Source organism: Spongorhabdus nitratireducens, assembly GCA_947387575.1.
Classification (GTDB): domain Bacteria; phylum Pseudomonadota; class Gammaproteobacteria; order Pseudomonadales; family Endozoicomonadaceae; genus CANDOC01.
In genome coordinates this window covers 111,270-131,456 of sequence record CANDOC010000013.1, presented here as the reverse complement: position 1 = coordinate 131,456, position 20,187 = coordinate 111,270, and the positions used below count along the sequence as shown (strand labels likewise).

The following is a 20,187-nucleotide window of genomic DNA, read 5'->3' as shown; positions in this document are numbered from 1 at the left end:
TATTTTCTCTTTGTTATTTTTGTCGGGTTCAGTCCGTTAATGACACTGCCAGATATTACTTGCCCGCTTCAACAATCCATTCGTGTTCGGGATCATTTTTAAAAATCCAGTTCCGCTTCGGACCGGCCATCACATTGAGATAGTACAGATCATAACCATGGGCAGCACCGACCGGGTGATATCCTTTTGGCACCATTACCACACAGTCGTTTTCAACGGTAATGGCCTCATCCAGACTTCTGTCGTCAGTATAAACCCGCTGAAATGCAAAGCCCTGAGGCGGATTGGTTTTGTGATAGTAGGTTTCTTCCAGCAGGGTTTCTGTTGGCTCGGCATCCTGATCATGCTTGTGCGGCGGATAGCTCGACCAGTGACCATGGGGCGTAATAACTTCACAAACCAGCAGGCTTTCCGCGGTACCTTTATCAAACAGGATATTGCACACATGGCGCTGGTTGGTGCCGGTTCCCCGGGTCTGGTATTCGCACTCTTTGGGCTCAATCAGTCGCGCCGGCAATTGGCCTTCTGCCGGAGCAGAGCAAACACCCAGCTCCAGCTCTGTTTCTGCTACAACCGAGTAAAAATCAGCGGGTGGAATATATACCGCATAAGGTGCTTTCTGTTCAAAAGCCGATGTCCGGTCACCGATCTGACTCCAGCTTTCATGCCGGGTTGAAACACTGGCCTTGCCACTGACCAGCACCAGACAGACTTCTTTATTACCGGTCTGCTGCTCCAGCGATTGACCAGGCTGAAGCTTGAAGACTTCAAAGCCTACATATTCCCAGCCAGCCGATTCCGGCGTAATTTGCTGAATACGACCCTGCGTGTCAGGTTCTGTGGGACGAGATAATAAATGAGACATACAGTCATTACTCCATATCTGAATCGTCGGATCAGGCAGTCTTGCGCTTTTTCTGGCGATACTGGTCAGCCACCACGGCAGCGACAATAATCGCGCCTTTAACGACATCCTGAACGTAAGCATCAATGCCGAGGAAGGTGAAGCCGGAAGTCATAACCCCCAGAATAATGACGCCGATAACCGTTCCGGTGATTCGGCCAACTCCGCCAGCCAGACTGGTACCGCCAATAACAGCCGCTGCAATGGCATCCAGCTCATATGCCATACCCATACCTGCCTGACCGCTGGCCGCTCTGGCAGCTGTCAGAACCCCGGCCAGACCGGATAACAGCCCTGCTATGCTGTAGACAATAACCAGATGTCGGTTAACGTTAATACCGGACACCCGGGCAGCATTCATATTGGCGCCGATAGCGTAGGTAAACTTGCCATAACGGGTATATTTCAAAGCAATATGGAAAATAGCCGCCACTACAATAAAGACGACCACCGGAATATAACCTGATCCAAACCAGGTAAATTCATCTGACAGCAAGCTGACTGGCTGACCGTCGGTATACCAGCGGGCAAGTCCTCTGGCGGTTACCATCATGCCCAGCGTGGCAATAAAAGGTGGAATCATGGTTCTGGCAATCAAGGCGCCATTAACCAGCCCTGCCAGTCCCCCGGCCAATACCCCCAGTAATATCGGGACAACCGCCGGCATATCGGTAAACATGGGAAAGACTGCCCGGGCATAGTCCGATGTCTGGGCAAAACTGGCAGCAATCATGGCTGAAAGCGCCAGCACCGAGCCGGAGGACAAATCAATACCGGTGGTAATAATGACCTGGGTTACCCCGATGGCCAGCAGTCCAATAATGGACATCTGCAGTACAATAATCAGCAGTCGCTGGGCGTTGAAAAGAAAGGTATCCCCCCTGACTGCCCAGCCAAGTATTTCAAACAATACCGCAATGCCAACCAGTACCAGCAGAATGCTGCCTTCCTGGGGCATCTTGAAACGTTTTCTTTCCTCCGGCACCGAGGCCGGAGCTGGATGTGTTGTCGTATTCATTTTTAACGCCTGCCTGTTGCCATACTGCACAGCAGTGATTTTTATTATTCTCAGGCCGAAGCCAGTTTCATTACTGCAACCTGAGTGGCTTCATTCCGTTCCAGAATGCCGGTTACAGTACCTTCATGCATCACCATGACCCGGTCACTCATACCCAGAATTTCCGGCAGCTCGGAAGAGATCATCAGTACCGCCAGCCCCTTTGCAGCCAGCGACGATATCAACCGGTGAATCTCGGCTTTGGCACCCACATCAATGCCCCGGGTCGGCTCATCAAGAATCAGGATGCGGGGTTTGGTCATCAGCCAGCGGGCAATCAATGCTTTCTGCTGATTGCCTCCGGAAAGGTTGCCAATAGTCTCATCCAGATCAGGCGTTTTGATTTTCAGCAGCTGTTTCATTTCCTCACACAGTTCATTGACTTGCTGCTGCTGAACAAAACCCTTTTCAACATAACTGTCGGTCAGAACCGCCATTTCCATGTTCTGCAATACCGACAACTGCAGAAAGCAGCCGGTCTCTTTTCTGTCTTCAGTCAGCAGTGCAACGCCCTGCTCCATCGCCTGATGCGGCTGACTGATTACAACCTCCTGACCATGCAGCTCAATCGTGCCCTGTGTCGCCGGGGTAACACCAAACAGGGTTTCCGCCAGATTGGTTCGTCCGGCCCCCACCAGTCCGGCCAGTCCGAGTATTTCTCCGGCTCGCAGCTCAAAGCTGACATCCTTAAAATAACCATCCAGCCCGAGATTTTTTACCGCCAGCACGGTTTCACCAATCTCGGCTTCCTCTTTGGGAAACATCTGGGTTATTTCCCGGCCAACCATCATTTTGATCAACGCCTCCCGATCCAGCTTGCTGGCCAGATCGGTACCGATATGCTGCCCGTCCCGAAACACGGCAATATCATCAGCAATGGTGAAGACTTCATCCATCTTGTGAGTGATATAAACGATGCCGGTACCCTTTGCCTTCAGGTCGGCAATAATAGAAAACAGTCTCTCCACTTCCCGCTCAGTCAGTGCCGATGTGGGCTCATCCATAATCAGCACTTCCGAGTCATAGGAAACTGCTTTGGCAATCTCCACCATCTGGCGGTTGGCAACACTGAGATCACGTACTTCAGCCCGTGGATCCAGCTCGATCTTCAGGGTTTCAAACAATTCCTGAGTCTGCTGGTACATCCGTTGATGATCAACAAAGCCAAAACTATTCAGGGGCTCACGCCGAATCCAGATATTTTCTGCCACCGTCATAAACGGCATCAGGTTCAGTTCCTGGTGAATCATGGCCACCCCCTGCTCCAGTGCATCAAGGGGGCCTTTGATGTTATAAGGCTGTCCCCTTAGAGAAAGGGAGCCTGCATCCGGGGTATAGACACCGGAGATGATTTTCATCAGGGTTGATTTGCCCGCACCGTTTTCTCCCATCAGGGCCAACACACGACCCGGGCTGACTTTAAGTTCGACATTGTCCAGTGCGACAACACCGGGGAATTCCTTGCGAATATTGCGGGCTTCAAAAATATATTGTCTGTCTGTTTCTTGTTGTGAGTGCGGTGAAACCTGCCCGTGCGGCTTCGCAGCTTCAACCCGTTCTGCAGTTTCTGCCAACATATCTACCTCCCAGCGGAGTCACACCTGCAGCTGCAGGTGTGATATCCAGCCGGACCACTGTGTTCGGGTTGGAATTACTGATACTGGTGCATGTTTTCCAGCATCACCAGCTCAAACGGAACCCAGACAGTACCGTCTACCTGCTCACCCTTTGCCAGGCTCAGGGCCGCTGTTACCGCACCTTCGCCCTGAGCGGCAGCATTCTGGAATACTGTCACAGCAAGCTCTTTGGCAGCCATGGAGCTCAGCGCATCGGAAGTTGCATCCACTCCACCCACAACAATATCCTTCGGACTGATTCCGGCTTGTCTCATGGCCAGCAGTGCTCCCAGCGCCATTTCATCATTGTTGGCTGCAATCGCATCGATCTTGATACCGGACACAATCCAGTTGTTCATCAGGTCGATAGCTTCGGAGCGCTGGAAGTTCGCAGTCTGCTCTTCCACGATCTTGATATCGGGATAGTTGGCCAGTACTTCCTTAACGCCCTGGGTACGACCACGGGTACCACTGGAAGAGAGCTCACCCAGCATAATGGCCACATTGCCCTTGCCGTTCAGTGATTTGGCCAACTGCTCCCCCTGCAGACGGCCGGCAACCACTTCGTCAGAACCGACATAAACAACACCGGCAGGTAGCTCCTGATCCGGCTTTTTATTAACATAAACCAGTGGAATCCCGGCTTTCTTTGCCAGTTTGGTCATACGGGCAGTTGCTGCAGTATCAGTCGCGTTGATGATAATGGCATCAACATCCTGAGCGACAAAGTTCTGTACCTGGTTCAGCTGACGGCCGATATCTCCCTGTGCATCCTCGAACTGAATACTGACATCCGGTTTTTCAGCTGCTGATTTGGCCATAGACTGTCGCAGCATAGTCAGAAAATTGTCATCAAAATACGACATAGACACTGCAATCTTGGTTTCTGCATAGGCCGACATACTGATGGCCATAGATGCAGCGATTCCCAGTAATAGACGTTTCATTATTATTATCCTCTTGGTCTATCAGGCTACTGTTGTGTGTGTTGCGTTATTGGTGATGGCTGAAGACACCGCGTCTTCGATAAATGCGACACTCTTTTTCAGTTCAGCTGCCAGCTGCGGGTGGTCATAGACCTCAGCCGCAAATGGCTCGAAAGAAAATGCGCCCTGATAACCACCCTTGATCAGAGCAGCGAGCTGTTTGATATTACCCAAGCAGTCGGCTTCCGAAATCAGTATCCGGTGGCAGTCCTGCATCCTGCCAGTATCAAGCTCCGGGTTGTTGACGCCCGATATATGAACCAGCCCTGTCAGCTCAGGGAAATACTGTTGCTCCCCGGCCAGATGGTGATGGAAGGTATCGTGCAGAATCCGGAAAGTCTGTTCACCGTCAACAGCCTTGATGGCCTCGACTGCATGCTGTTTCAGTCTTAACGAACTCTGGGGAAACCCGAGGGGTTCTACCAACCCGGTAATACCAAAATATTCCAGCATGCCCTTCAGCTCGGATAATGCTTGCCGGAGTTTGATATCACGCTCGGTTTGTTCTGGCTCCCAGCCGGCAATATTGACCGGACACAGCACCAGCGCACGGGCACCGCAGTCGGCAGCAAAACGGATCAGCTGTTCCGCTTCCTGTTCCCGTTGCTGATTCCAGTTATTGAACTGTTGCAGTGCATTAATAGCGAGAATCCGCTTACTGCCGGTCACAGCCCGGACCTGCTCTGCTGATATACCATCAGCAATCGCCTGGCCTGCTATATCATTGCGGATTTCGATCTGGCTGATTTTGAGTTCACTGGCCAGCGCCACAAAATCAGTGAGCGGCATAGAAGCCGCTGCCATATGGTTCAGTGAAAACTGCAGATTCATACTTTTATTCTTTTGGTTAACAGCTGATCACTACAGATTTGTATTCGGCCTGAATGGCCTTACACAAGATTGAGATAAAATATATTCTCAAAAAATAAAATATGGAATAAAAATTCCGTCACCACTTTCGCTTGAAAACCGACATCATGTCAACAGCTTTATCGGTGTTATGACAACCTGTTGCCGCAGAAAGCTGCGAACTCATAAGAATTTTATATTTCATTAAAAATAATTTTGAAAAATAAATTCTATTTCGATACTTTATGAAACCTGACGTCGAAGATAAGCGACAGTAAGACACAGCACGCGTTGAATGTGCTAGCACCTGTAGCAGCGGAAAAATAATAATGAAAAAAATCCGTATAGGTCTTATCGGCACGGGATATATGGGTAAAGCCCATGCCATTGCCTTCAAAACGGCACCTGCCGTTTTCAGTCTGGACACTGAAGTGACTTTTGAAATGCTGGCCGAGGTCAATGATGACCTTGCCAGCACCAAAGCATCCGAACTGGGATTCAGACGTTCAACCGGTGACTGGCGACAGCTGGTCACTGATCCGGATATCGATATTGTTGATATCTGTTCTCCCAATTATCTGCACAAGGATATGGCGCTGGCTGCCATTGCTGCAGGTAAACATGTGTATTGTGAAAAACCGCTGGCCATGTGCGCCAATGATGCACTGGAGATAACACTTGCAGCCGAACAGGCCGGTGTCAAAACTCTGGTGGGTTTCAACTATGCCAAGAACCCGACTATTCAACTGGCCAGAGAAATTATCCAACAGGGAGAGATCGGCGAAGTCGTCCATTTCAGGAGCGTCTTCAATGAAGACTATCTGGCTGACCCTGACACCCCGTTTTCATGGCGATTGAAGCGACAGCTGTCCGGTTCCGGAGCACTGAATGACCTCGGTTCGCATATAGTCAATCTGGCCCAGCACCTTGTTGCACCCATTAATGAAGTTTGTGCAGATTCACGCACAGTTCACCGGCAGCGCTCGCTCTCCGGTCAGCCAGATAATCAGGCCGAGGTCGAAAATGAAGATCTGATCCAGATGATGCTGCGCTTCAGTAATGGTGCCACGGGCTCTATTGAAGCATCACGCATTGCCTGGGGACGCAAAAATGGCCTCTGGTTTGAGGTGACCGGGACCAAAGGCTCATTGATATTTGACCAGGAAAGACTGTCCGAGCTGCATATCTACCAGGCCGGACAGCAACAGGCACGCCAGGGTTTCAAACGGATTCTGACCGGACCGGAACATCCGGATTATATGAATTTCTGCGTCAGCGCCGGCCATGGCCTGGGCTACAACGATATGAAAGCAGTTGAAGTCCGGGATCTGCTGCAGGGTGTTGCTGCAGACCAGCCAATATGGCCTGACTTCCGGGCTGCTTATCAGGATCATCTGGTGCTCGATGCAGCAGAAGCCTCCTGTCGTGAACAGCGCTGGGTAAAGATTCCTGCCTCAGTAACTGTTGCAGGCAGTATAAAAGACAACAACAAACAATCAGAACAGACGACCGGGGTATTATCCGGACGTAATCCAGTGGGAGTAAATTAAGTGATGGAAAACAGTCATTCCGGCTCAAGACCGCTGGACGTGATTTGTCTTGGCAGGGCTGCCGTAGATCTCTACGGAGAGCAGATTGGCAGCCGGCTGGAAGATATGTCCAGCTTTGCCAAATACATTGGTGGCTCATCCGGGAATATAGCCTGCGGCACTGCCAGACTGGGGCTTAAATCAGCCATGCTGACCCGGGTCGGGGATGAGCACATGGGCCGGTTTGTACGCGAACAGTTGGCTCGTGAAGGCGTCGATACCAGTTATGTAGTAACAGACAAGGAGCGCCTGACCGGACTTGTTATTCTGGGAATCAAGGATCAGGAAACCTTTCCGCTGATATTCTACCGTAACGACTGTGCCGATATGGCCCTGGACAGCAGCGACTTTACGCCGGAGTTTATAGCCTCCAGCAAGAGCCTGCTGATTACGGGAACCCATCTTTCTACCGAGCAGACTTACGCCACCTGTCAGACCGCAATTGCCGCTGCAAAAGCAGCAGGTACCAAGGTTATTCTGGATATTGATTACCGTCCGGTGCTGTGGGGACTGACCGGGCATGGAGATGGTGAAACCCGGTTTATATCATCCAGCAGTGTCTCTTCTCATCTGCAGTCGGTATTACCCGATCTTGATCTGCTGGTTGGAACCGAAGAAGAAATCCATATTGCAGGTGGCAGCACCGATACCATCACTGCCCTGAAAACCATACGCACACTGACCAATGCCACTATTGTGCTGAAGCTGGGCCCTCTTGGCTGCACTGTACTGGATGCAGATATTCCCGACCACAGTGATGAGTTTGAAGTATTTACCGGGGTTCGGGTTGATGTACTGAATGTACTGGGTGCCGGTGACGCTTTTCTGTCTGGTTTTCTACGCGGCTGGTTACGGGATGAATCAAATCAGGCCAGTTGCACCTATGCCAATGCCTGTGGTGCTCTGGTGGTTTCCCGTCACGGCTGCACCCCTGCTATTCCCTCATCCGAGGAGCTGGATTATTACATCGAGCATGCCGCATCGATTCCCAGACCGGATCTGGACAACGAGCTGAATTATCTGCACCGGGTAACGACCCGCTCTCAGCCTGAATGGCAGGAAATCTGCGGTCTGGCATTTGACCATCGCAAACAGTTTCTGGAAATGGCAACCGAGATGGGCGCCGATCCGGAACGTATTCACAAGCTGAAGCAGTTGCTCATCAGTGCGGTAAAAACCGGGGCTGAAAATAACGGTGTCAGCGACAGTATCGGTGTTCTTATAGACGACACTTACGGTCAGGATGCACTGAATGAAGTGACCGGTAACGGATGGTGGATTGCACGCCCGGTTGAACTACCTTCATCCCGACCGCTGGAACTTGAAGGAGGTCATTCAATCGGTGACCGCCTGAAAAACTGGCCTCAGGAACATGTAGTCAAGTGTCTGGTATTTTATCACACCGCAGACCAGCATGAGCTCAGACTCAGGCAGGAGCGACAGCTGGCAGAACTATTTCAGGCCTGCTGTATGTCAGGCCATGAGCTGTTACTTGAAATCATTCCACCGGCAGGCAGCGAGCAGAATGACGACACCCTGGCTGATGCCCTGACCCGACTCTATAACCTGGGTATCCGTCCCGACTGGTGGAAGCTGCCAGCGATGCCTGCCGCCGCATGGGAAAAGGTCAGTGCCGTTATCAAAAATCGTTCCCCCCATTGTCGTGGTGTGGTTATGCTGGGCCTGGATGCACCGCTGGACGAACTGACGGTCTGTTTCAGACAAAGTGCCGGATTCGATATCTGTAAAGGGTTTACTGTCGGCCGCACCCTGTTTGGAGCTCCCAGTCGACAGTGGTTCGCCGGTGAAATAAACGATCAACAGTTTATTGATGCAGTAGCTGCCAATTACAGTCAGCTGGTTGCAGCATGGCGTAGCAGCAGAACGGAGCAAGTATGATAAAAACAATACGCCTGACCATGGCGCAAGCTCTGGTCAAATACCTGTCGGCCCAGCGTGTTGATATTGATGGCAAGGTTCACCCCCTGTTTGAAGGCGTCTTTGCTATTTTTGGTCACGGCAATGTCGCCGGTCTGGGAGAAGCGCTTTATCAGAGCCGGGAGCAACTCCCCACCTTCCGGGCCCACAACGAACAGGGCATGGCTCATGCCGCTATTGCATTTGCCAAGGCAAACAACCGCCGTCGAATGATGGCCTGTACGACATCTATTGGCCCAGGGGCTGCCAATATGGTCACAGCCGCAGCACTGGCTCATGTTAACCGGCTACCGGTATTGTTTCTGCCTGGAGACACCTTTGCCAACCGGACTCCGGACCCGGTTCTGCAACAGGTCGAGTGCTTCGGTGATCCCACGGTTACAACCAATGACTGTTTTCGCCCGGTCAGCCGCTACTTTGACCGGATCACCCGCCCGGAACAGATTATCACCAGCCTACCAGTTGCCGTTCAGACCCTGACTGATCCGGCAAACTGTGGCCCTGTTACCCTGTCGCTCTGTCAGGATGTTCAGGCTGAAGCCTATGATTATCCTGAAAGCTTTTTTGCCCCCAAAGTGCACTACATGCGTCGTCAGGCTGCAGACGAACGGGAACTACAAACCGCTGTCGAACTGCTGGCCAATGCAGAAAAGCCACTGCTGATTGCCGGCGGCGGAGTTCACTATTCAGAAGCCACTGAAGAGCTGAAGAAGTTTGCCGAACAAACCGGTATTCCGGTCACCGAGACCCAGGCCGGAAAGGGGGCTTTACTATGGGATTCACCCAATAATGCCGGTGCTATTGGCGTAACCGGTTCAGAAGCCGCCAACCAACTGGCGCAGCAGGCTGATGTGGTACTTGCCGTAGGTACCCGGCTGCAGGACTTTACCACGGCTTCCCGTACCCTGTTCAGCAATCCGGATGTGAAACTGATCCAGCTTAATGTCGCCGGTTTTGATGCTATCAAACACAATGCCTTTTCTCTGGTAACAGATGCACGACTGGGGCTACAGGTATTAGGGCAACAACTGTCTGACTGGCATATCAGTGAAACATGGCAACAGCAGGCTCAAGCCCTGACCACGCAGTGGAACCGTTATTACGATGAGATCACGGCAACAACAGTCGAGACAAAAACCGGTCTGCCATCCGATGCCCAGGTACTGGGGGCAGTAAAGCGTGCTTCAGGCAAGAAAGACATCGTCGTTTGCGCTGCCGGTGGTTTACCCGGCGAACTGCATAAACTCTGGCGTACGGATGATATCAAGGGCTACCACCTTGAATATGGCTACTCCTGTATGGGCTATGAAATAGCCGGCGGTATGGGCGTCAAAATGGCCAATCCCGAACGCGAGGTGATTGTAGTCGTCGGTGATGGCTCCTACATGATGCTCAATTCCGAGCTGGCCACCAGCGTGATGCTGGGTCACAAGATTACTGTTGTCGTACTGGATAACCGCGGGTTCGGCTGTATTAACCGGCTGCAGAATGCCACCGGCGGGGCTTCCTTCAACAACCTGCTGGAAAACTGCCAGTCAGTGGACGAAGGCGCACCGAAAATTGATTTTGCCGCCCACGCTGCGGCAATGGGTGCCCTGTCCGAAAAGGTCGACAGTCTTGATGATCTGGAAGCTGCCGTAGGTCGGGCCCGGGCTGCAGACCGCTCCTATGTTATTACCCTGGATACCGATCCCTTCTGCACTTCTGAAGGTGGTTTCTGGTGGGATGTAGCTGTGCCCGAAGTATCCGAGCGGACCGAGGTGAACCAGGCCCGGGAAAACTACACCGCAGGCAAACAGAATCAGCCCTATTAGAAGCTAACGGACAACAATAATAATGAGCGTACGAATTGGTATAAATCCACTGACCTGGACCAATGATGACCTGCCATCACTGGGAGCAGACACCCCGCTGGAGGTTTGTCTGTCCGAGGGTAAGCAGGCGGGCTATTCAGGCTTTGAACTGGGTAACAAGTTTCCCCGTCAGGCTGAAACTCTGGGTCCCATTCTTAATAATCACGGTCTGGCATTGATTTCCGGCTGGTTCAGTGGCCGCCTGTTAGAGCATTCGGTTGAGGAAGAAATTGCTGCCATCGAAGATCATCTGGCCTTGCTGGAAGCCCTGGGAGCAACCGTGATGGTCTATTGCGAAGTCACCGGCTGTATTCACGGTGACCAGACTGCACCGGTTTCTCATCGCCCGGTCATGACTCAGAAACAGTGGCAGGAATTCGGTTCAAAGTTAACGGCTTTGGCTGAATACACCAAATCCCGTGGTGTACAAATTGCTTATCACCACCATATGGGCACCGTTATTCAGACTGAACAGGAAATTGATCTGTTGATAGAAAATACCGGATCAGCGGTCGGCCTCTTGCTTGATACCGGGCACCTGACCTATGCCGGTGGAGATCCAGTCAAGGTATTTAACAAACACTCAGACAGAATCAACCATATTCACTGCAAGGACGTGCGCAGTCATGTGCTGGATGATGCCCTGAATCGCAACCTGAGTTTTCTGGATGCAGTTCTGAATGGTGTTTTCACCGTGCCCGGTGATGGTTCTGTCGATTACCCCGCGCTGTTTCCGCATGTAAGTCAGAGTGACTATCAGGGCTGGCTGGTTGTTGAAGCCGAACAGGACCCTGTAATTGCCCATCCGCTGACTTATGCAACCATGGGAGCAGAAAACCTGAAAAACTATTGTCAGCAAGCCGGACTGAACATAGTCTGATATTTCTGTCATACGCCCTTAACTTTAAGGGCGTAAAACATACAGCAGTCATTCACGATACCGACTGTTTTCTTGCTGCAAATAATGCCGCACGAAACAGTCAAATCAGAATAACCATAATAAAAGTCGTATAAGTAATGTCTGATTCCTTGCAAGTAACCGATCTGGTTGCAGGTTATAGCAAAACGCCAGTCCTTGATGGCATCTCCTTTTCCATTCAGCCAGGGGAGTTTGTTGCCCTGCTGGGTCCATCCGGATGTGGAAAAACAACACTGTTGCAGGTACTGGCCGGTTTTCTTAAACCTGCATCGGGCAGTCTCGTTACCAATACCACCGATATCACTAACCTGCCGCCTGAGCACCGCAATATGGCCATGGTGTTTCAATCATACGCCCTGTGGCCCCATATGACCGTGTTTCAGAATATCGCCTATGCCCTGAAACTGCGGAAAAAATCTCAAGCTGAAATTGAACAGAAAGTCAGCGAAGTACTGGAGCTGGTAAATCTGACAGGATATGAGCATCGCCCGGTCACCGGTTTGTCCGGCGGTCAACGGCAGCGGATTGCACTGGCCCGAGCACTGGCAGTAGAACCGTCCATCCTGCTGTTGGATGAACCACTGTCGAATCTTGATGCCCGCGTTCGTGCCTCGGTACGACATGAAATCAAGAGCCTGCAGAAAAAACTCGGTTTCACCGCCATTATGGTGACCCATGACCAGGAAGAAGCCATGTCGATGGCTGACAAGGTCATTATTCTCAACCAGGGCAAAATTGAACAGGCTGGTTCACCGGAGTCACTCTACTGCTCGCCGGCTTCTGCTTTTGTTGCCGATTTTATGGGCGCAGAGAATAAACTGACAGGTACCGTTTACCATAAACAGGACAAGGACTGGCTCAAGCTGGATCATTGTGATGCCCCGCTGCCGGTTCCCTATACCTCGGCCAGCAGCTATGAAGGCAGGGTTGACGTGTATTTCCGCAGTAATGAAGTCTCACTGGCGCCTGAAGCCAATACAGCCGATCAGGGATTCCCCGCCGAAGCCATCGTATTACAGAGATCCTACATGGGTCAGGGTTATCGACACAGCATCAAGCTGGGTGATGCAACCTGCATAGTCGACCATGACAAGGCCCTGGATGAACAGAGTCTGGTGCAGATCAATCTGCCACCGGAGGCTCTGCATATCTACCCGGCACGCGAAAACAGCGCTATCGCCGGATAAATGCTTACGGAAGAGTAATAAAACAACCGAGGAAATAATAATGTTCAAACTGAAAGCCGTTGCCGGCAGCTGTCTGGCAGTTGCTCTGGGACTCTCTGCCAGTTTCGCCAGTGCCGAGACTGTACTTAATGTCACCACCGCCGGTGGCCAGAATATGGTGGACTACGTCAAAGAATATCTGGCACCACGTTTTGAAAAGAGCCATCCCGGGGTTAAAGTCCGGGTTGTAGGTACCGGACCGGGAGATTCCGGTTCCAACAAGATTTTTGAAAAGCTGGTTGCGCAGGAAAGGAGTGGTGCCAACAACTACGACATTGATGTTGCAGTGGTGCACCAGAAGTTCGGTGGCAAGATGGTTAATGAAAGCCTGCTGTCGCGTTACAAGGATGAGATCCGCACCGGTGAACTGGCAACCCGGGCGACTACCGAAAATGCACTTGGCTCCAATGTCACCGGCTATGTTATGCCGATGTTCCACAGCCAGACCGCCCTAGCCTACAACAGCAGCATTATTCCTAATCCACCTTCCAGCTATGATGAACTGATCGCGTTTACCAAAAAACATCCCAAGACCTTTGGTTACAATGGCATCAAGAACGGTATGTCCGGTGTCAGCTTTGTCACCGGATGGATATACGCCTATGGTTCCGATGCCGGAAAACTGACTGAAGGCCCTTATGACCCTCAGGTAAAAGACAGCTGGAACAAGGCACTGGCCGACCTTAAGGATTTCAATAAAAACGTTACCTTTACCCCGGGCAATGCCGGAACCCTCGATATGCTGAACCGTGGCGAGATCTATATGGGTCCGGTCTGGGTGGATATGTTCTACACCTGGAAAGCCCAGGGCAAACTGCCGCCCAGTGTCAAACTGCAGCTGATTGCACCGGGTATGCCGGGACAGCCGATGTACTATGTGTTGCCAAAACGGGCTGAGAACATGAAGCTGGCAAGGGACTTTATCGAGCTGGCCACCAGCCCGCAGGTACAGGCAGAAGGCATCGTCAAGCGCTTCAACTGGTATCCGGGTATCGATGCCCAGCATGTTAAAAACGAGCTTGATGCCGCTGACTGGGACAAGCTGTTCCTGGAAATCACCCCTGAAGATCTGGCCACCAAGGGCAAGAGTTTCCCGATTGCTTCTTACTTTAACGACATCAAGGAAAGTTACGAGCGTAAAGTCGCCAACTGACAGCAGCGTTTTTAATCAACTCTGATTGACGCTTTTTAACGCTCACTCACGCTACAAGCCGGGATGCCTGTCAGGCATCCCGATCCTCAACTCCTTGAAGTTATCACTATGAAGCAATCGCGAATTTTCACCCTGATGATGTTATGTCCGGCATTGCTGATGGTGGTCGGACTGTTTGTTATTCCACTGTTATCATCTGTTGAATCAGCCTTTGCGGTCGGTGACCGTTACGGGCTGGATCACTTTCAGAAAGCGGCTGAACTGTATGGCCGGGATATTCTGTTTACCATGGGTATCGTCGGGCTCTCTGCCCTGATTATTGCCCTGCTGTCGATTACTATCTCCGGCATTCTTACACTCTCCGGCAACCGTCGTCTGGTTTCCCTGTTGTCAGCGCTCTATCGCTGGCCACTGTTTATTCCGTTTATTGTCGCCGCCCAGTGTATGCGTACCTTTCTGGCCAAAAACGGCCTGATGAATAACGCCCTGATGTCGGCCGACCTGATCACTCCATTGCAAGCCGTCTCGTTTCTCGACTGGAGCGGAATTGTATTCACCTTTGTGTGGAAACAGACCGCATTCGCAACCCTGATGATTGCCGGTGCCATGGCTGCCATGGACAAATCCCATATTCAGGCTGCATCCAACCTGGGCGCCGGACGGGTCAGGATCCTGTTCCAGATTATCCTGCCCCAGGTGACCGGTACCGTGGGTGTGGCCTTGATTCTGTCGATTGTCACCATGCTGTCAGTACTCAGCGTGCCACTGATGATTGGTACCGGAACACCGACCATGCTCACCGCTGATATGGCCTTCAGAATCAGCTCTTACGGTGATTACGGCGTTGCCAATGCCCTGGGTGTGATTTCCTGGCTGATGGTGGCCGGACTGGCCTGGTACTACCTGAAGCAATCCATGCGCAACAACACTGCAGGAGCCCACCACTGATGCTGGTTTCAACAATGGACGGGCGGCAGATGCCGGCCCGGAACCTGCTGGCCCGCTTGTTACCAGGCGGGATTGCGGGCGTTATTTTACAAGGCCTGCTGATACTGGTACTGGCACTGCTGATCTTCGGCCCACTGCTGAACCTGATCCTCTGGGCTGTGGCAGAAGTCTGGTACTTTCCTTATAAACTACCAGTGACTTATGGCACCAAATACTGGGCACAGGTTTTTGGACCGCAAAGTGATGCCATGGCTTCACTCTCTACCAGTATTATTATCGCTCTGACTACGGTGGTCGTATGCCTGCTGGTATCAGTTCCTGCCGGTTATGCTCTTGCCCGCCGCAGCCTGCCGGCTCGGGCATTTGTCATGCTACTGTTCCTGATGCCTCAGGCCTTTCCCAATCTGGCGGTCTATATCAATGTCGCCCGGCTGTTTTACGACCTGGGATTAAACGGCACCATAGCAGGGGTGGTACTGGTTCACGCCGTACATGGACTGGTATTTTCGGTCTGGATTACCGTCGCAGCCTTCAGTGGCGTTAATGAAGACCTGGAAAAGGCAGCCCGAAACCTGGGCGCCTCACCGCTGAGAACATTCTTTACCATTACCCTGCCCCAGGCGCTGCCAGGCATTCTGGCGGGTTGTATCTTTGTCTTTCTGGAATCACTGGATGAGTTCACCGGCACCTTCTTTGTCGGCGCACCGGATGTGATTACCCTGCCAATGTTGCTGTATAACGCCAGCATGGAAGGTAACTACCAGATTGCATCGATTACTGCCCTGATTCTGCTGGTGCCTTCAGTATTGTTTATGCTGGTCGTCGAGAAGTTTATGCGGCCGGATACTCTGGCCAGAATAGGCAAATAGCGAAAGTAGATAATAGAAAGCAAAAAGAAAAAGGCAGAGTTGATAACTCTGCCTTTTTTAGTTGTGAAACAGACCTGTCCAGATATACGTCAGTTCAGCTGCAAATCCGTCAGAGTTTCCAGTTCTGCTTTAACACCCGGCCCTGAAGCCAGAATCGGATTACCTTTCTGCAGCCCCTCACCTTCCAGGAAGTGGTTTACATAGCCACCCGCTTCCTGCACCAGCAGAATCCCGGCCAGACAATCCCAGGAATTGATATGGGGCTCGTAGTAGCCAATCAGTCGCCCGGCAGCCACATAACTCATCATCAGTGCACCGGAACCATTTCGGATAAACATACCGCCCTGTTCCAGCAACTGCTGCAGGAAACGGGTGCAGGGCTCCGGAGGAACCCGGTGTGAGGTACCTACACCTACCAGCCCCTTTTTCAGACTGTCGTCCTGCAGGCACTGCACAGATGCATCATTCACAAAGCAGCCCCGACCTTTCAGAGCAGAGAACAGCTCATCGGCATTCGGATCGTAAACCAGTCCGGCAACAATCTGATCCTTATACATCAGACCGATAGAAAGGCACCAGGCATGCATACCGGTCAGAAAGCAGGCGGTTCCATCAATCGGATCAACCACCCAGGTCCAGTCATTGTCGCCTTGCAGCAGCCCCTGCTCTTCACCCAGAAAACCATCACCGGAGAATTCTGCAATCAGCCCCTGCCGTATAACCTGTTCGACCTCACGGTCAGCAAGGCTGACCACATCCTGAGGTTCGGCCTTGGATTCGATCTGCAACTTATCCCGGTTCTGAAAAAAGTCAAAAGCGACTGCTCCGGCCTGTTTGATAACCGAGCGCGCCAGATCATACCGTTGCTCCAGCGCCTTGACGGGTAATTCACTACTCATATTTTGTTCGTCTTTCTATTGAATATTCATGAATCAGGCTGCCACCAGTGCCAGCCCCCGGTTATTGAAATCAAGGGCAACGCTGCTGCCCCGTGCTACCGGCTGGTCGACCCGGTAATCAATCACAAACAGCTCGCCCAGCTCACTGTCCACGGTGTACTGAATCTGGTTACCCAGGTAACTGGCATGGGTCACCTGCCCGGTAAGCGCAGTGACTTCAGGATCGGCATGGAGAATAACGGCATCCGGTCTGACTGCCAGTGTCACAGCACCACTTTGCTGTTCCCGGTGTGGTACCTGAACATTGACCCCGCCAACGTCAATCCGGGCAAAATCACCTTCCCGGCTTTGCAACTCCGCCTTGATCAGGTTGGCATCACCGATAAAGTCAGCGACAAAAGCCGACACCGGCTGTTCATAGAGTTCTCTGGGAGTACCCTGCTGGGCAATCACAGATTTGTTCATTACGATGATCTGGTCAGATACTGCAAGGGCTTCTTCCTGGTCATGGGTCACATAAACTGCAGTCAGCCCCAGCTGTTGCTGCAAATCCCGGATTTCTTCCCTCACATAACGCCGCAGCTTGGCATCCAGGTTTGAGAGCGGTTCATCAAGCAGCAATACTTCCGGCTCCAGTACCAGTGCCCTGGCAACAGCCACTCGCTGCTGCTGACCACCGGAAAGTTCACTGGGCAGGCGGTTGCCATATTCAGCCAGCCCCACCAGCTGCAGTCCTTCCAGCGCCTTATCTATCGCCTCCGCTTTCGCGGTGCCACTGACCATCAGGCCATAGGCAACATTTTCAGCTACCGACATATGGGGAAACAGCGCATAGGATTGAAATACCATACTGACATCACGATCCGTTGCCGGTAGTCGCGTTACATCCTTATCACCGATCAGAATCTGGCCTTCGGTCGGATGTTCAAGCCCGGCAATCATTCGCAGGGTAGTGGTCTTGCCACAGCCGCTGGGACCCAACAGGGTTACCAACTGACCGGCTTCAATAGTGAACGACACATTATCGATGGCTGAAACCTGTCCAAAACGTTTGGATACCTTGTTAAATACGACAGACCCCGCCTTGTAATCCAGGCTCATACCAGCTGCTCCTTGAGTCTTTTATTGTTGTTTTTGGCTTTGACTGTACGCGCACTTCTCAGCTTCCGCTCTCCCACCGAGAACTGGATAGCAGCAATCGCACCCAGCATGACCAGAATCAGCACGCTGCAATAGGCAATCGCAATACCGTAGTCGCCATTTTCAACCAGACCGATAATGTACGATGTGGCCATATTATGTTCGGCGCTGACCAGGAAAATAACCGCACTGACAGATGTAATCGCCCGAACAAAACTGTAAACCAGTGCGGCAGTGATCGCAGGGCGCAACAGTGGAATCACCACTTTTCTGAGTGTCGTAAAGCTGTTGGCGCCCAGCGTCAACGAAGCCTCATCCAGACTTTTATCCAGCTGGGACATGGCGGCAATACCACCCCGCACACCCACCGGCATATTACGGAAGATAAAACAGATCACCAGAATCACACCGGTACCGGTCAACTCCAGAGGCGGCACATTGAATGCCAGAATATAACTGACACCAATAACCGTTCCGGGAATGGCAAAGCTGAGCATGGTGCCAAATTCAAACAGGTTCTTACCGGCAAAGTTCTGTCTTACCAACAGATAAGCAGTGAGCAGGCCAACTGCTGCGGTCAGTGGCGCCGACAGCGCTGAAATACCCAGCGTCGTCCAGAGTGAATCCCAGGCCTGGCCTTCCCATACCAGCCCGAATTCGCCCCAGCTCAGGGCAAAGGCATCGCTGTAATGCTTCAGGGTGAAGCTGTGGTCATAGCCCCAGTTGGCAACAAAACCGCCGAACATCACCATACCGTATATCACGATGGTGAACAGCGCCCAAGGCACAGCCGTACCATAGCTTAACCATTTCAGTGCCGGATTAACCTGCATTGGCAGACCCGATTCGGCTTTACCGGATACCGTCGTGTACGACTTTTTACCCAGCCATTTACGCTGGATAAAGAAGGCACTCAAAGTAAAGAACAACAGTACAATGGCCAGCACTGCCGCACGTCCCTGATCGTTCTGGGCACCAACAATAGCGAAGAATATTTCGGTCGACAGCACTTCGAAGTTGCCACCGAGAACCATCGGGTTTCCAAAATCCGCCATACTTTCGATAAAACCGATCAGGAAGGCGTTAGCCAAACCAGGTCGCATCAGTGGCAGGGAGACATGCCGGAAGGTCTGCCAGCGGGAACCACGCAAAGTCTGGGAAGCCTCTTCCATCGCTGGGCTAATCCCTTCGACGACACCAATCAGCACCAGAAATGCAATTGGAGTAAAGGCCAGTAGCTGTGCCAGCCAGACACCCGGTAATCCGTACAGCCAGCGTCCAGGCTCGAGGCCCAGCAGATCAGCCGTAAACTGGGTCACCACGCCGGAACGACCAAACAGCAGAATCAGTGCCAGACCAATAACAAAAGGCGGAGTAACAATAGGCAGAACTGTCAGCAGACGCAGGGACTTTTTATAACGGAAGCCGGTTCGGGTCACCACCAGCGCAAAGGCCAGACCCAGCAGAGTCGTACTTAATCCGGTCAGGGTAGCAAGAAACAGGGAATTCCAGGCCACACCACAACTGCGACCATCTGAAAGGCAGGCAAGCCCCCAGATTTTGCTGCTGGTAAACGACTCGGCAAAAGCACCTGCCGACAGATAGCCTTCCTCTGTCTGAAAAGCACTGACCAGTATCTGACTGACGGGGTAAAACACAAACAGTGTTACCAGCAGGATTACGGTGCCGATTGCCGAGGTAACAAAGACATCACCTTTCATTACCCCAGCAGCAGCCAGCCCTGAAGTCAGAATGACCAGAAAGCCTGCGGCTGTCAGCAGTGCACCATACCCCAGACCATATTGACGTTGGTCCAGCACACCGAATGTTGATTCAAAAGCAGTAAATTCCCAGCCGGAAATACCAATCAGCAGACCCTGAACAGCCAGCCATCCCAACCCGCCGGCACCGGCCAGTATCAGAATCCGGGCATAGTTCGGGTGCTGACGCGGATACCTTAATGCCATAAATGGAAGGGCAAGAAACAGCGCAATGGGCAATAGCCATGGCCGGTCATACTGCAGCCCGTGAAATACTGCCGAAGTGTAATATTCATCAGCAAGGTAGCCGTCAAACAGCCAGACCATGGACCAGAAACCGTCTTCCTGCACATACCAGGGCAGCAACAGGTAACCCGCCCAGGCCACGATCAGCCAGGGTACGAACGGGTGCTTTACCGACATAGAAACAACATCCTGTGTTCTTGTAATTAGCGTGGAGTAACTGTCATCAGCTGAATAG

The 20,187-nt window shown here is 52.0% G+C and carries 16 protein-coding genes; 8 read left to right on the top strand and 8 right to left on the bottom strand.

Annotation, left to right across the window (positions count from 1 at the left end; translation table 11 throughout):
• Positions 1 to 55 precede the first annotated feature (55 nt).
• From iolB to ACYZZ0_RS20870, 5 genes are all read right to left on the bottom strand, one after another.
• On the bottom strand, positions 56 to 865 hold the full coding sequence (iolB, locus tag ACYZZ0_RS20890) for a 5-deoxy-glucuronate isomerase (RefSeq protein ID WP_461538603.1): 810 nt from the start codon (positions 863 to 865) through the stop codon (positions 56 to 58).
• A 31-nt stretch (positions 866 to 896) separates the two neighbouring features.
• Positions 897 to 1,922 carry an ABC transporter permease gene (locus ACYZZ0_RS20885; RefSeq protein ID WP_461538602.1) on the bottom strand — a complete coding sequence of 342 codons (1,026 nt, stop codon included), beginning with the start codon at positions 1,920 to 1,922 and terminating at the stop codon, positions 897 to 899.
• A gap of 50 nt (positions 1,923 to 1,972) precedes the next feature.
• Positions 1,973 to 3,538, bottom strand: a complete 1,566-nt coding sequence (locus ACYZZ0_RS20880) for a sugar ABC transporter ATP-binding protein (RefSeq protein WP_461538601.1) — start codon at positions 3,536 to 3,538, stop codon at positions 1,973 to 1,975.
• A 74-nt stretch (positions 3,539 to 3,612) separates the two neighbouring features.
• A complete protein-coding gene (locus ACYZZ0_RS20875) occupies positions 3,613 to 4,524 on the bottom strand; it encodes a sugar ABC transporter substrate-binding protein (RefSeq protein ID WP_461538600.1) in 912 nt (303 codons plus the stop codon).
• 21 nt (positions 4,525 to 4,545) lie between these two features.
• Positions 4,546 to 5,394: a TIM barrel protein gene (locus tag ACYZZ0_RS20870; protein WP_461538599.1), complete on the bottom strand. Its 849-nt coding sequence runs from the start codon at positions 5,392 to 5,394 to the stop codon at positions 4,546 to 4,548.
• A gap of 347 nt (positions 5,395 to 5,741) precedes the next feature.
• Between ACYZZ0_RS20870 and ACYZZ0_RS20865 the strand changes: the two genes are divergently transcribed.
• The 8 genes from ACYZZ0_RS20865 (at position 5,742) to ACYZZ0_RS20830 (ending at position 15,907) form a co-directional block, all read left to right on the top strand.
• Complete coding sequence (locus ACYZZ0_RS20865) at positions 5,742 to 6,962, top strand: Gfo/Idh/MocA family protein (RefSeq protein WP_461538598.1); 1,221 nt, start codon at positions 5,742 to 5,744, stop codon at positions 6,960 to 6,962.
• A 3-nt stretch (positions 6,963 to 6,965) separates the two neighbouring features.
• Entirely contained in the window at positions 6,966 to 8,900 is a 1,935-nt protein-coding gene (locus tag ACYZZ0_RS20860) for a bifunctional 5-dehydro-2-deoxygluconokinase/5-dehydro-2-deoxyphosphogluconate aldolase (RefSeq protein ID WP_461538597.1), read from the top strand.
• A complete protein-coding gene (gene iolD / locus ACYZZ0_RS20855) occupies positions 8,900 to 10,753 on the top strand; it encodes a 3D-(3,5/4)-trihydroxycyclohexane-1,2-dione acylhydrolase (decyclizing) (protein WP_461538636.1) in 1,854 nt (617 codons plus the stop codon). The genes ACYZZ0_RS20860 and iolD overlap by 1 nt, the downstream gene beginning before the upstream one ends.
• Before the next feature lie 22 nt (positions 10,754 to 10,775).
• On the top strand, positions 10,776 to 11,672 hold the full coding sequence (gene iolE, locus ACYZZ0_RS20850; RefSeq protein WP_461538596.1) for a myo-inosose-2 dehydratase: 897 nt from the start codon (positions 10,776 to 10,778) through the stop codon (positions 11,670 to 11,672).
• 137 nt (positions 11,673 to 11,809) lie between these two features.
• Positions 11,810 to 12,898, top strand: coding sequence for an ABC transporter ATP-binding protein (locus ACYZZ0_RS20845; protein WP_461538595.1), 1,089 nt, complete (start codon positions 11,810 to 11,812; stop codon positions 12,896 to 12,898).
• A 40-nt stretch (positions 12,899 to 12,938) separates the two neighbouring features.
• Positions 12,939 to 14,090, top strand: a complete 1,152-nt coding sequence (locus tag ACYZZ0_RS20840) for an extracellular solute-binding protein (protein ID WP_461538594.1) — start codon at positions 12,939 to 12,941, stop codon at positions 14,088 to 14,090.
• Between the two features lie 108 nt (positions 14,091 to 14,198).
• Positions 14,199 to 15,038, top strand: a complete 840-nt coding sequence (locus ACYZZ0_RS20835; protein WP_461538593.1) for an ABC transporter permease — start codon at positions 14,199 to 14,201, stop codon at positions 15,036 to 15,038.
• A complete protein-coding gene (locus ACYZZ0_RS20830; RefSeq protein WP_461538592.1) occupies positions 15,038 to 15,907 on the top strand; it encodes an ABC transporter permease in 870 nt (289 codons plus the stop codon). Before ACYZZ0_RS20835 ends, ACYZZ0_RS20830 begins: the two co-directional genes overlap by 1 nt.
• An 89-nt stretch (positions 15,908 to 15,996) precedes the next feature.
• Here the strand turns inward: ACYZZ0_RS20830 and ACYZZ0_RS20825 are convergent, their stop codons facing one another.
• The 3 genes from ACYZZ0_RS20825 to ACYZZ0_RS20815 are packed head-to-tail and all read right to left on the bottom strand — an operon-like array spanning position 15,997 to position 20,129.
• Complete coding sequence (locus ACYZZ0_RS20825) at positions 15,997 to 16,806, bottom strand: inositol monophosphatase family protein (protein ID WP_461538591.1); 810 nt, start codon at positions 16,804 to 16,806, stop codon at positions 15,997 to 15,999.
• Between the two features lie 33 nt (positions 16,807 to 16,839).
• Entirely contained in the window at positions 16,840 to 17,907 is a 1,068-nt protein-coding gene (locus tag ACYZZ0_RS20820) for an ABC transporter ATP-binding protein (RefSeq protein ID WP_461538590.1), read from the bottom strand.
• Positions 17,904 to 20,129: an ABC transporter permease gene (locus ACYZZ0_RS20815; protein WP_461538589.1), complete on the bottom strand. Its 2,226-nt coding sequence runs from the start codon at positions 20,127 to 20,129 to the stop codon at positions 17,904 to 17,906. Before ACYZZ0_RS20815 ends, ACYZZ0_RS20820 begins: the two co-directional genes overlap by 4 nt.
• Positions 20,130 to 20,187: the final 58 nt, after the last annotated feature.

Excerpts from the sequence above, each read along its gene's own strand:
- iolB (WP_461538603.1), bottom strand. The coding sequence starts at position 865 with ATGTCTCATTTATTATCTCGTCCCACAGAACCTGACACGCAGGGTCGT.
- ACYZZ0_RS20885 (WP_461538602.1), bottom strand. The coding sequence starts at position 1,922 with ATGAATACGACAACACATCCAGCTCCGGCCTCGGTGCCGGAGGAAAGA.
- ACYZZ0_RS20880 (WP_461538601.1), bottom strand. The coding sequence starts at position 3,538 with ATGTTGGCAGAAACTGCAGAACGGGTTGAAGCTGCGAAGCCGCACGGG.
- ACYZZ0_RS20875 (WP_461538600.1), bottom strand. The coding sequence starts at position 4,524 with ATGAAACGTCTATTACTGGGAATCGCTGCATCTATGGCCATCAGTATG.
- ACYZZ0_RS20870 (WP_461538599.1), bottom strand. The coding sequence starts at position 5,394 with ATGAATCTGCAGTTTTCACTGAACCATATGGCAGCGGCTTCTATGCCG.
- ACYZZ0_RS20865 (WP_461538598.1), top strand. The coding sequence starts at position 5,742 with ATGAAAAAAATCCGTATAGGTCTTATCGGCACGGGATATATGGGTAAA.
- ACYZZ0_RS20860 (WP_461538597.1), top strand. The coding sequence starts at position 6,966 with ATGGAAAACAGTCATTCCGGCTCAAGACCGCTGGACGTGATTTGTCTT.
- iolE (WP_461538596.1), top strand. The coding sequence starts at position 10,776 with ATGAGCGTACGAATTGGTATAAATCCACTGACCTGGACCAATGATGAC.
- ACYZZ0_RS20845 (WP_461538595.1), top strand. The coding sequence starts at position 11,810 with ATGTCTGATTCCTTGCAAGTAACCGATCTGGTTGCAGGTTATAGCAAA.
- ACYZZ0_RS20840 (WP_461538594.1), top strand. The coding sequence starts at position 12,939 with ATGTTCAAACTGAAAGCCGTTGCCGGCAGCTGTCTGGCAGTTGCTCTG.
- ACYZZ0_RS20835 (WP_461538593.1), top strand. The coding sequence starts at position 14,199 with ATGAAGCAATCGCGAATTTTCACCCTGATGATGTTATGTCCGGCATTG.
- ACYZZ0_RS20830 (WP_461538592.1), top strand. The coding sequence starts at position 15,038 with ATGCTGGTTTCAACAATGGACGGGCGGCAGATGCCGGCCCGGAACCTG.
- ACYZZ0_RS20825 (WP_461538591.1), bottom strand. The coding sequence starts at position 16,806 with ATGAGTAGTGAATTACCCGTCAAGGCGCTGGAGCAACGGTATGATCTG.
- ACYZZ0_RS20820 (WP_461538590.1), bottom strand. The coding sequence starts at position 17,907 with ATGAGCCTGGATTACAAGGCGGGGTCTGTCGTATTTAACAAGGTATCC.
- ACYZZ0_RS20815 (WP_461538589.1), bottom strand. The coding sequence starts at position 20,129 with ATGTCGGTAAAGCACCCGTTCGTACCCTGGCTGATCGTGGCCTGGGCG.